This is a genomic window from Roseburia sp. AF02-12, assembly GCF_003461765.1.
GTDB lineage: Bacteria > Bacillota > Clostridia > Lachnospirales > Lachnospiraceae > Roseburia_C > Roseburia_C amylophila.
Genome location: NZ_QTXS01000002.1, coordinates 367,006 through 379,094 on the forward strand (window position 1 = coordinate 367,006; position 12,089 = coordinate 379,094).

Genomic DNA, 12,089 nt, shown 5'->3' on the forward strand with positions numbered 1-12,089 from the left:
TTCCTCCATAGAAATAATTTATCTTATATAGTTCAATAGATATAGCATCTAATTGAATGCGTAATTAATGCAGCTTTTTCTTAAGACGGATATCGTCCCCAAAAAGCTTGATCATCGTATAGCTGCTGAAGATGCGGGAGCAGATACGCTCGGAATATACATCAGCAAGCTGGTCGATACTTAAATTCGTAGAAATCAATGTTGATTTCTGACGCAGCATACGTTCGTTCAGACACAGGAAAAGCCGGGATGCCGTAAAGGAGTTGGCAAGTTCGGTTCCAAGGTCATCAATGATTAAAAGATCACAGTCGAAGATATTCTGCCCGGCAGCAGAAGCTGCAGCGTCCTTCTGGAAAGTGTCCTTTTCAAATATATCAAATAATTGGAAGGCTGTAAAATAAATAACGGAATGTCCTTTATCTAAAAGCTCTTTGGCAACGCAGTTTGAAAGAAAAGTCTTACCGACACCGGTTGCTCCATAGAAAAAGAGATTTTCAAAAGAGGTATCGAAATGCTCAATAAAGGACTTACAGTCTGCAACAGCTTTTTTTGCAGTATCATAAGCAGATAATCCGGTTGTGGGATTTATCTGCTCTTTGGAATAGTATGCATAAGAGAAATTCGAAAAATTCTCTTTGGCTAAAATATCTTTTACATTAGACTGCGTATAGACTAAATCAATGGCAGCCTGTACAAAACAATGACAGCGTTCATTCCCAATATAACCGGTATCCTTACAGTCCTTACAGGTGTAAACCGGTTCCAGATAATCAGCCGGATAACCCAGAGAAGCAATCAGATTCTGTTTCTCCCTGCGAAGAGCAGCAAGCTGTTCTTTTAATGAAGAGAGAACAGAGGAATCTTCTGCTCCATCATCAGATAAAAGCTGTTTTGCACTTGCTACTGAGATGGAAGAAATCTCGTTGTCTATTTCTGTAAGGCGCGGACATTTTCCGTAGACTTCCTGAATGCGTTCATCCAGAAGATGCTGATTGTGAAACTGTCTGGCATTATATTGCCGGATTAAAGTATCGTATTGTGAATTATTAAGAGACATGAAATGCTCCTTTAGTATTCCTGAAAAAAGTGTCTTAATTATTTAAGAGCTGTTTTTCAAGCTGTTCAAAATTATAGGTACGCTGTGAAAAATTGTTAAACCGGTTGGCGGCAGTCTTGTTTACGGTGACATTGCGGGAAGAAGATGCCTTGCTTTTTTTGTAAGCAGTGTCTAATATAGCAATATCCTCTAAATGGTGGATATTGCATTTATGCCAGTTCTCTAAGATGGTATCGGCATACTGGAAGCTTGGCTGATTTGTCGCCTGCAGTGTCCGTTTGCATGCCTCGGAAATGATATCCAGTGTAAATCCAAACTGGCTGGTCCATTTATCTACCAGTTCAAGTTCGTATTCAGCCAGTTTTCTGCCGCTGATTCCAAATGCCTTCATGACACCATAATGTGTCTGCTTATAGGCACTGGAAGAACGTCTGGCATCCTCCGCAGTACGGATAGAAGAAGCAGACCAGGAAAGGGCAATCTTGTCCATATAGCGGATGCTCTTATGACCGTTGTCCACACAGGATTCTACCAGATATTCAATCAGGTCTGTGGAGAATTTCAATTCATCTGACCAGTAAAGAATGGTTTCATAATCCTTGATGGACAAAGGATGTCCGATATAGCGTTCAATAATGAATAATAAATCACTGGAAGCCTCATCGTTCTGGAAAGACAGAATCTGGTCTTTCGTATAGGATGGACGGATATCTACAGAAGATACTTCCGTAGGCTTTTCCACATGTTCAGAATCCTGCGTAACCGCAGAAACAGGCTCACACAGGCAGATGCCGGTAAGCTGTTCGCCGGAATTATATTCTAACTGGAGTAAGTGTTTCTTCTCCCAGTATTTTAAGGCACGTTTAATATCCTTTTCTGTATGGTCAAATTTATCAGCCATCTTAGAAATGGAAAAATTCTCAGCTGCGTTGATGCAGCGGAGTAAATATAAATAAATTTTTACAAATTCTCCATTGGCATCTGCCATATACTCATCAATAAAGGTATTGGATACGCAGGTAACCGTGGATTTGCTTTTCGTATGTAATGTTATGTCTGTCATAAGAACTCCCTCTTTCACCGACCACATTATAGCATATGAATCTAAAATTGAGAAGTCTTATTTTAACCAAAAATCCAGTAAAATCAAGGGTTTCCACATTTGCACAGAATTGTGAATAATGTGGATAACTTTCTTTTGAAAGTGCATTATGGTAACTGAAATGGGAGCAGTTTGGCGGTTAATGCAGATAGAATGGCGATTTTCAAAAATACATTATGTAAACAAAAAAATCCACATCCATAATTCACAAAAATGTGAATTACGATGTGGATAATGTGGATAACTACTGCTGAAGCAGGTGTTCTCCTATAAGATACACGTCTCCGGCCCCCATAGTTATCAACAAATCATTGTTTATGCATTTTTCCGATAAAAATTTTTCAATCTCATCAAAAGACGGGAAGTAATAACTTTCCTGACCGTTTTTCTGAAGCTCTGCCAAAAGGTCTTTGGAAGAAATTCCGATCGTATTTTTCTCTCTGGCTGCATAGATGTCTGCAAGGACTACAATATCTGCCATGGAAAGTACCCGGGCAAAATCACTTAAGAATGCCTTGGTTCTGGAATAAGTGTGTGGCTGGAAAACGCAGATAATCCGTCCGTGTGGATAATTCCGGGCTGCGGTTAATGTAGCAGCTACTTCAGTCGGATGATGGGCATAATCATCGATAACGGTGATACCGTTCTTTGTTCCTTTGTATTCAAAACGACGTTTGGTGCCGCCAAACTGAAGCAGTCCCTTTTTGATAACATCCAAAGGAAGACCGAGATTTAAGCAAAGCGCAATGGCAGCCAGTGAATTGGAGACATTATGCTTGCCTGGAACACTTAAGGAAACGGTTCCTAAGTCTTCGGTTTTGTGCATCAGAGTATATGTGCCGCAGGCATGGTCATTATAAGTAATATTTTTAGCATAAAAGTCATCGTTTTCGCATAAACCATAAGTAGTGACGCTACAGGACAAATTGTTGGTAATCTGATCTAAAGCTGCAATCTGGCCGTTGATGATTAATACACCATCATGTGCAGTATTTCCGGCAAATTCATGGAAAGAACGGCGGATATCATCGATATCTTTGAAGAAGTCGAGATGCTCAGCTTCCACACTGGTGATGATACTGTATTTCGGATGAAAATGCAGGAAACTGTTGGTATATTCGCAGGCCTCGGTAATGAATACTTCTGAACCACCTACGCGGATATTTCCACCGATTGCTTCTAAGATACCACCAACACTGATTGTAGGGTCAGCCTTTGCAACAAGAAGAATCTGTGAAATCATGGATGTGGTAGTGGTTTTTCCATGGGTACCGGCAACTGCAATGGATTTCTCATAGTTATCCATAATCTGTCCAAGCAGTTCTGCACGGGAAAGCATTGGAATACCGGCATCTACGGCTGCTTTAAATTCCTCATTGTCCTCGCGGATGGCAGCAGTATAGACAACCAGTGCAGGACGGATGGATAAGTTAGATGCTTTCTGGCCAATGTAAATGGCTGCGCCTTTTTTTGCAAGGCTGTCGGTAAGCGCAGACTGCTTTGCATCAGAACCGGAAATGGTAAAACCTTCTTCCAGCAAGATTTCTGCAAGACCACTCATACTGATACCGCCAATACCGATAAAATGTACATGAATAGGTTCTTCAAAATTTAATGAATACATAATTCTTTACCTGCCTGACTTATAATTTCGTTTCTTGAGAAAAGATTTCTTCCTAATATTATAACCATATGCAGGGAATTTGCAAATCTATTTTGTCTGTCAGGAAAAAAGAATGCAAAATAATGGAGGTGATTTTGTAAAAATGACAAGAAATGTTTGAAAATTGTCTAAAATGACTAAAATTTGCAAAAAAAGATAAAATAATTATACAAAATGCTGTACAACATATGGGCAGTGTGTTATACTTTTGTTATACCAAAATGACCTGATTTTATGACGAGAGGTGAATGACGTGATTAAGAAAGAAATGATAGCCATGCTTTTGGCGGGCGGACAAGGAAGCCGTCTTGGAGTATTAACTTCCGGTGTAGCGAAGCCTGCAGTCGCATTTGGAGGAAAGTATCGTATTATCGACTTTCCATTGAGCAACTGCATCAACTCAGGTATTGATACCGTCGGAGTGCTGACACAGTATCAGCCATTGAGATTAAACAGACATATTGGAATTGGAATTCCGTGGGACTTAGACCGTAATAACGGAGGAGTAACGGTTCTTCCACCATATGAGAGAAGTGATAACAGTGAATGGTATACTGGTACAGCAAATGCGATTTACCAGAACCTGAAATATATGGAGACTTATAATCCGGATTATGTGCTGATTTTATCAGGCGACCATATTTATAAGATGGATTATGAAGTAATGCTTGATTTCCATAAGGAAAATAATGCAGACGTAACAATTGCAGCAATGCCTGTTCCAATAGAAGAAGCAAGCCGTTTTGGTGTGGTTATAACAGACGAAAATAAAAAAATTAAAGAGTTCGAGGAAAAACCGGAACATCCGAGAAGTAACCTCGCATCCATGGGAATATACATATTCAACTGGAAAGTATTGCGTGACAGTTTAATTGCTATGAAGGATCAGAGTAATTGTGACTTCGGAAAGCATATTATTCCATACTGCCATGAGAATGGAAAGCGTTTATTTGCTTATGAATTCAATGGTTACTGGAAGGATGTTGGAACACTTTCCTCCTATTGGGAAGCAAATATGGAATTGATTGATCTGATTCCGGAATTTAACCTTTATGAAGAATACTGGAAGATTTATACCAAGAGCGATAATGTAGCTCCGCAGTATCTTGCAGCAGAGTCAAAGGTTGATACCAGCATTATCGGAGAAGGTGCTGAAATTTATGGAGAAGTGCAGAATTCTGTAATTGGTGCAGGAGTCCGGATTGAAAAGGGTGCGGTGGTACACAATTCCATTATCATGAAAGAATGTGTGATTGGAGAGAATACTGTGGTGGAGAAATCCATTATTGCAGATAAGACCATTGTTGGAGCAAACTGCCACTTAGGCGTAGGCGAGTATGCACCAAGCACATTGAATGAAAAAGTATATGCATCTGATCTGGTTACTATCGGAGAAGATTCTGTAATACCAGACGGAGTTTCAATTGGAAAAAATACAGCGATTTCCGGAGTAACGGAACCGTCAGATTATCCAGATGGAATGTTAGCAGGCGGTGGAGCTATTATTAAGGAAGGTGACAGAATATGAAGGCATTAGGATTAATTTTAGCAGGTGGAAACAATCATCGTATGCAGGAACTTTCCAGCAAGCGTGCAATTGCAGCAATGCCAATCGGTGGAAGTTACCGATGCATTGATTTTGCATTGAGTAATATGAGCAACTCACATGTTCAGACCGTTGCAGTGCTGACTCAGTATAATGCACGTTCTTTAAATGAACATTTAAGCTCATCCAAATGGTGGGATTTCGGGAGAAAACAGGGAGGTCTTTATACCTTCACTCCTACCGTAACCGCTGACAACAGCTGGTGGTACAGAGGAACTGCAGATGCAATGTACCAGAACATTGATTTCTTGAAAAAACGTCATGAGCCATATGTAATTATTACAGGTGGTGATTGTGTATACAAGCTGGATTACAATAAGGTATTGGATTACCATATTGAGAAGAAAGCTGATATAACTGTTGTGTGCAAGGATATGCCGGAAGGCGCAGATATCAGCCGCTTTGGTGTAATCCGCATGAATGAAGAATCCAGAATCACAGAGTTTGAAGAGAAACCTATGGTATCCAGCTCTAATACAATTTCTACCGGTATTTATATCATCCGCAGAAGACAGCTGATTGAAATGTTAGAGCGGAGCGGTCAGGAAGACAGATGGGATTTCGTTACAGATATTCTGATTCGTTATAAGAATATGAAACGAATTTATGGATATAAAATGGAAGATTACTGGAGCAATATTGCAACAGTAGATTCATATTACAATACAAATATGGATTTCCTGAAACCGGATGTGAGAAATTACTTCTTCCGTGAGACACCGCATATCTATTCGAAAGTAGATGATTATCCACCAGCAAAATACAATGCAGGTTCTGATGTGAAGAACAGCCTGATTTCCAGTGGATGTATCATCAACAGTAAAATAGAAAATTCTGTATTGTTTAAAAATGTGTTTGTAGGAAAGAATTGTGTAATCAAGAATTCCATTATTCTCAATGACGTATACATTGGAGATAATACGCATATTGAAAACTGTATCGTGGAAAGCCGTGGAACGCTGAAAGCCAACACGTATTATTGCGGTGACGACGGAGTAAAGGTTGTACTTGAGCGCAATGACAGATATGCACTGTAGGCAGAAGACTTAAGAGAAAGGCGTGAAGGGGGTAACATAATGCAGATTACAGATGTAAGAATACGTAAAGTTGAAAAAGAAGGTAAAATGAAAGCTGTGGTATCTATTACCATAGATGAAGAATTTGTTGTACATGATATCAAGGTGATTGACGGAGAGAAGGGACTCTTCATTGCAATGCCAAGCCGCAAGGCTGCTGATGGGGAATACAGAGACATTGCACATCCAATTAACTCAGATACCAGAAATAAGATACAGCAGATTATTTTAGAAAAGTACGAAAGTGAAATCGCAGCTGAGGAGGCGTAACACGTACATAGAATAAGGAAGACGAGCAGGCTGTCACAGAAATGTGGCAGCCTGTTTTTCACACTTCTTTTTTTGAACAATTGATAGAATGAAGTATAAATATGCCGTGGGGCAAATGAGAAAGCATGAAAAAGACTGTTAGGAGCACTTGGAATTTCGGGCGAAAACAGACAACGCCGGCACAGGGAAGTGCCGGCGAGGCGCAAGCAACATGGATGTTGATTTGCGCCGGTTGTCAGAACTGATAAAAATTTTTTCAAAATTCTTAGTGCTCCTTATAGTCTTTTTCGCTTTTCCATTTGCCCCACGGCATATTTACATTGTCATCTATTTCATATTGTGGAAAAAAGGATGACAAATTTCTGAGAAAGAAGTATACTAAAATGTAACAGTATTTTCGGCAGAAAGCCGGAGAGGAATAAAGAGGATAAAAATATGGAAGCATTAAAAGCGGTAATATTGGCAGCTGGAAAGGGAACCAGAATGCAGTCAGACCTTCCGAAAGTAGTGCATACAATAGATGGAAAGTGTCTGGTAGATTATGTAATTGAAGCGGCAGAAGGAGCAGGAGCGGAGGATATCTGTCTGGTGGTAGGCTATAAGCATGAAGAGGTAGAGAATACCATTTCACATAAAGATGATGTAACATTTGTACTGCAGGAGCAGCAGCTTGGAACTGGTCATGCGGTAAAATGTGCCAAGGATTTTCTGGGAAAAGATGGACATACACTGATTCTTTTTGGAGATGCGCCACTGATTACATCTGCAACCTTAAAGCAGCTTTTGGAGCATCATATCCAGCATAAAAATGCAGTAACCGTATTGTCAGCAACGATAGATGACCCGACCGGATACGGAAGAATTATCCGCAATGAATCAGGAGAATTTATAAAGAGCGTAGAACATAAGGATGCAAACGAGGAAGAGTTGAAATCCCATGAGATTAATTCCGGAATGTATGTGTTTAATACCTGGGAATTATCACAGGCATTGGATAAGATTCAGCCGAATAATGCACAGGGTGAATATTATCTGCCGGATACGCTTACGATATTAAAGGATAAAGGACTTCGTGTAGATGCATTTGCACTGGAAAGCCCGGAAGACATCAATGGAGTAAATGACCAGAAGCAGTTAGAATCAGCTGCAGAAATCATCAGAAGAAGGAAGAAAGAATGTACATTATAGCGGGACTTGGAAATCCTGGAAAGAAATATGAACATACCAGACATAATGTTGGCTTTGATGTCATGGATGTACTGGCAGAAAAATATAATATAAGGATGGACGAAAAAAAGTATAAAGCAATCTGCGGCAAAGGAATGATCGGAAGTGAAAAAGTTGTTCTGGTGAAGCCACAGACTTTTATGAACTTAAGCGGAGAAAGCATCGCTGAAGCAGTAAATTTCTATAAAGTGGATCCGGCCAGTGAACTGTTAGTGATTTTTGATGATATCAGCCTGGCACCGGGAAGAATACGGATTCGTAAAAAAGGCAGTGCCGGCGGACACAATGGAATTAAAAATATTATTGCGCAGGTGGGAACAGAGCAGTTTGCTAGGATCAAGGTAGGTGTCGGTGAGAAACCACAGGGCTGGGATTTGGCAGACCATGTCCTTGGCCATATGGATAAGGCAGACCGGAAACTGGCAGAGGAAGCATTTTTAGATGCGGTATCTGCGGTAGAACTGATTGTCGATGGAAAAATCGAACAGGCAATGAATGACTATAATTAAAGGAAGAACATTATGAATGTATTTTTGCAGCCCCTTTCGGAACTGGAAGAATTGCAAAATGCCTTAAAGCAGCTAAAGAGCAGTCCGGGTATCGTTCAGATATCCGGATGCATGGATGCGCAGAAGGCACATATGGTATTTGCGGCGAACGATGGTTTTAGAAATAAAATCATCGTTACTTTTAACGAACAAAAAGCAAGGGAAATCTTAGAAGATTATCGTTTTTTCGACAGGGAGACTCTCTATTTCCCAGCGAAGGATATTTTATTTTATCAGTCGGATATCAGAAGTAATCAGCTTACCGGAGAGCGGATTGCCCTGTTAAAACGTTTATCCGAAAAGAAGCCGGTTACAGTGGTATTGACTTTTGACGGACTGATGAACCGGATGGCAGGACTTGAAGCCTTTAAAGAAGCGGTGCGTACTTATAAGGTGGAAGACGAATTAGACTTTGAGGCAGAGACAAAGCGGCTTTTGCAGATGGGGTATGTGCGCAATTATCAGGTGGAAATGCCGGGAGAATTTGCGGTGCGTGGAGGAATCCTTGATATATATCCTCTGACGGAAGAAAATCCGCTGCGTATTGAAATGTGGGGAGATACCATTGATTCCCTGCGAAGCTTTGAGGCTGAGAGCCAGCGTTCCATAGAGAATCTGGAAGAAATTATGTTGTATCCTGCAACGGAACTGGTGCTGACGGAAGAACGGAAGCAGGCGGGCTTGAAGAAAATTCGACAGGAAGCGGTAAAAGCAGAAAAGAAGTTCCGCGACCAGATGAAAAATGAAGAAGGCCATCGCATCAAACAGACGGCGGCTGCTTTGGAAGAAGAGATAGAAGAATTAGGTGGTGCAGCTAATTTGGACAGCAGCCTTGCATATTTCTTCCCGGAGGCGGTAAGCCTTTTGGATTATTTTGGCAAAGACGAGACTCTTTTAGTCCTGGATGAACCTGCCCGGCTGATGGAAAAGGGCAGAGTGACGGAGCAGGAATTTGAAGAGAGCATGAAGCAGCGCTTGGAGAAGGGTTATATCCTGCCGGGACAGGCAGAAACGCTCTTTACCGGAAAGGAAATTACTGCGAAGATGCAGAGTTTCCACGGACTTGCACTGGCAGCACTGGATATGAAGGTGCGGGAGTTAGACATTACGAACCGTTACCATATTCAGGTGCAGGGTGTGAATTCCTATAATAACAGCTTTGCAACGCTGGTGAAGGATTTAAAGAATTATAAGAAAAACGGATACCGGGTCGTTGTATTATCCGCATCTAAGACAAGGGCAGAGCATCTGGCGAAGGATTTACAGGAAGAAGAGGTAAGCTGTTATTATGCCAAAGATTTTGAACGGGAATTGCAGCCGGGAGAAATCTTAACTGCCTATGGAAAAGTAAAACGTGGATACGAATACCCGCTGATTAAATTTGCGGTTATCACAGAAAGTGATATATTCGGGCAGGAAAAGAAGAAACGGAAGAAACACCGCCTCTATGAGGGAGAAAAGATACAGAGCTTTCGTGACCTTCATGTAGGTGATTATGTGGTACATGAAAATCACGGCCTTGGCATTTATCGTGGAATCGAGAAAATCGAAGTCGATAAAAAAGTCAAGGATTATATCAAGATTGAATATGCCAAGGGAGGCAATCTTTATATTCTTGCAACCCAGCTGGAACTGATTCAGAAATATGCCGGTTCCGATGCCAAGAAACCAAAACTAAACCGGCTAGGCAGCCCGGACTGGGATAAGACAAAAACCAGAGTGCGTGGTGCGGTAAAAGAAATTGCCCACGAACTGGTGGAACTCTATGCTATCCGGCAGAACAAAGAAGGCTATGTCTATGGTCCGGATACTGTATGGCAGAAGGAATTTGAAGAGATGTTTCCATTTGAGGAGACAGAAGATCAGGAACTTGCCATTGAAGCAACCAAGAAGGACATGGAAAGCACCAAGATTATGGATCGTCTGATTTGCGGAGACGTAGGATATGGCAAGACGGAGGTGGCAATCCGTGCTGCCTTTAAGGCGGTGCAGGAGGGAAAACAGGTAGTTTATTTAGTACCGACCACAATCCTGGCGCAGCAGCACTATAATACCTTTGCCCAGCGGATGAAAGATTTCCCGGTAAGAGTAGATTTGCTTTGCCGTTTCCGCAGCCCAAAAGAGCAGAAGAAAACCATCGAAGATTTGAAAAAAGGCATGGTGGATATTATTATCGGAACCCACAGAGTGCTTTCTGAGGATGTGAAATTTAAGGATTTGGGACTTCTCATTATCGATGAGGAGCAGCGTTTTGGTGTGGCTCATAAAGAGAAAATCAAGCAGATGAAAAAGGATGTGGATGTGCTGACTTTAACGGCAACACCAATTCCAAGGACATTGCATATGAGCCTTATCGGAATCCGTGATATGAGTGTTTTAGAGGAGCCGCCGATGGATCGTGTGGCAATCCAGACTTATGTCATGGAATATAATGAAGAAATGGTGCGGGAGGCAATCTGCCGGGAATTAGCAAGAGACGGACAGGTTTATTATGTATTTAACCGGGTAAACCAGATTGCAGAAATGGCAGCGAAAATTTCAGAACTGGTGCCGGATGCCAATGTGGCATTTGCCCACGGACAGATGAAGGAACGGGAACTTGAGGATATTATGTATCAGTTTATCAACGGAGAGATTGATGTGCTGGTATCCACAACGATTATCGAGACGGGGCTTGATATTTCCAATGTAAATACCATGATTATTCATGATGCGGATAATATGGGACTGTCACAGCTCTATCAGCTTCGCGGAAGAGTAGGACGTTCCAACCGGACGGCATATGCGTTCTTAATGTACCGCCGGGATAAAATGTTAAAAGAAATCGCAGAGAAACGTCTGGCTGCAATCAAGGAATATACAGACTTAGGAAGCGGCTTTAAGATTGCCATGCGGGATTTGGAAATCCGTGGAGCCGGAAACCTGCTGGGTGCCCAGCAGAGCGGACACATGGAGGCAGTCGGTTATGACCTTTACTGCAAGATGCTCAATGAGGCTGTCAAACAGGAGAGGGGAATCGGAGTGGAAGAAAGCTTCGATACAACAGTAGATGTGGAAATGGATGCATTTATCCCACCGTCCTATATTCCAAACGAGACACAGAAGCTGGATATTTATAAACGAATTGCAGCCATTGAAAATGATTCAGAAAGTGATGAGATGCTTGATGAGCTGACAGACCGTTTTGGAGACCCGCCAAAATCAGTAACAAACCTTCTTTCCATTGCATTGATAAAAGTGCTGGCGCATCAGGCGTATATGAAGGAAGTGGTAGAGCGTGGCAATACAGTGCGCTTTGTCATGTATGAAAAAGCTGCGGTGAATCCGGCAAAAATACCGGAACTTTTGTCAAAATATGATCATGCGTTGAAATTTATACCGGATCAGAAAGGACCGTATTTTGTGCTGAACCGGGGAACCAACAGCCGGACAGTATCAGGCAGCAGTATCGACTATATCCGCCAGTTTGTGTTGGATGTGCAGACGATTTTAGTAGAAAAAACCATAAAAAAGGATGCTTAACTGCATAAAAATCTTGCG

9 protein-coding genes are annotated in these 12,089 nt (G+C 41.5%); 6 read left to right on the forward strand and 3 right to left on the reverse strand.

What is annotated here, in order from left to right:
- Nucleotides 1–64: 64 nt before the first annotated feature.
- The 3 genes from DV740_RS11330 to murC all read right to left on the reverse strand — a co-directional run bounded on the left by DV740_RS11330 (nucleotide 65) and on the right by murC (nucleotide 3,783).
- Entirely contained in the window at nucleotides 65–1,057 is a 993-nt protein-coding gene (locus DV740_RS11330) for an ATP-binding protein (RefSeq protein WP_117841363.1), read from the reverse strand.
- Between the two features lie 34 nt (nucleotides 1,058–1,091).
- Nucleotides 1,092–2,120, reverse strand: coding sequence for a DnaD domain protein (locus tag DV740_RS11335; RefSeq protein ID WP_117698653.1), 1,029 nt, complete (start codon nucleotides 2,118–2,120; stop codon nucleotides 1,092–1,094).
- 283 nt (nucleotides 2,121–2,403) lie between these two features.
- The gene (murC, locus tag DV740_RS11340; protein WP_117841362.1) at nucleotides 2,404–3,783 is read right to left on the reverse strand and encodes a UDP-N-acetylmuramate--L-alanine ligase; all 1,380 of its coding nucleotides are present in this window, start codon (nucleotides 3,781–3,783) and stop codon (nucleotides 2,404–2,406) included.
- A 292-nt stretch (nucleotides 3,784–4,075) separates the two neighbouring features.
- Between murC and DV740_RS11345 the strand changes: the two genes are divergently transcribed.
- The 6 genes from DV740_RS11345 (at nucleotide 4,076) to mfd (ending at nucleotide 12,071) form a co-directional block, all read left to right on the forward strand.
- Nucleotides 4,076–5,350: a glucose-1-phosphate adenylyltransferase gene (locus DV740_RS11345; RefSeq protein ID WP_022243626.1), complete on the forward strand. Its 1,275-nt coding sequence runs from the start codon at nucleotides 4,076–4,078 to the stop codon at nucleotides 5,348–5,350.
- Nucleotides 5,347–6,465: a glucose-1-phosphate adenylyltransferase subunit GlgD gene (gene glgD, locus DV740_RS11350; RefSeq protein ID WP_117698654.1), complete on the forward strand. Its 1,119-nt coding sequence runs from the start codon at nucleotides 5,347–5,349 to the stop codon at nucleotides 6,463–6,465. Before DV740_RS11345 ends, glgD begins: the two co-directional genes overlap by 4 nt.
- A 39-nt stretch (nucleotides 6,466–6,504) precedes the next feature.
- The gene (spoVG, locus tag DV740_RS11355) at nucleotides 6,505–6,774 is read left to right on the forward strand and encodes a septation regulator SpoVG (protein ID WP_117698655.1); all 270 of its coding nucleotides are present in this window, start codon (nucleotides 6,505–6,507) and stop codon (nucleotides 6,772–6,774) included.
- 435 nt (nucleotides 6,775–7,209) lie between these two features.
- On the forward strand, nucleotides 7,210–7,962 hold the full coding sequence (locus tag DV740_RS11360) for a sugar phosphate nucleotidyltransferase (RefSeq protein WP_022243623.1): 753 nt from the start codon (nucleotides 7,210–7,212) through the stop codon (nucleotides 7,960–7,962).
- Nucleotides 7,950–8,510, forward strand: coding sequence for an aminoacyl-tRNA hydrolase (gene pth, locus DV740_RS11365; protein ID WP_117698657.1), 561 nt, complete (start codon nucleotides 7,950–7,952; stop codon nucleotides 8,508–8,510). The genes DV740_RS11360 and pth overlap by 13 nt, the downstream gene beginning before the upstream one ends.
- A gap of 12 nt (nucleotides 8,511–8,522) precedes the next feature.
- Nucleotides 8,523–12,071: a transcription-repair coupling factor gene (gene mfd, locus DV740_RS11370; RefSeq protein ID WP_118088114.1), complete on the forward strand. Its 3,549-nt coding sequence runs from the start codon at nucleotides 8,523–8,525 to the stop codon at nucleotides 12,069–12,071.
- Nucleotides 12,072–12,089 lie beyond the last annotated feature (18 nt).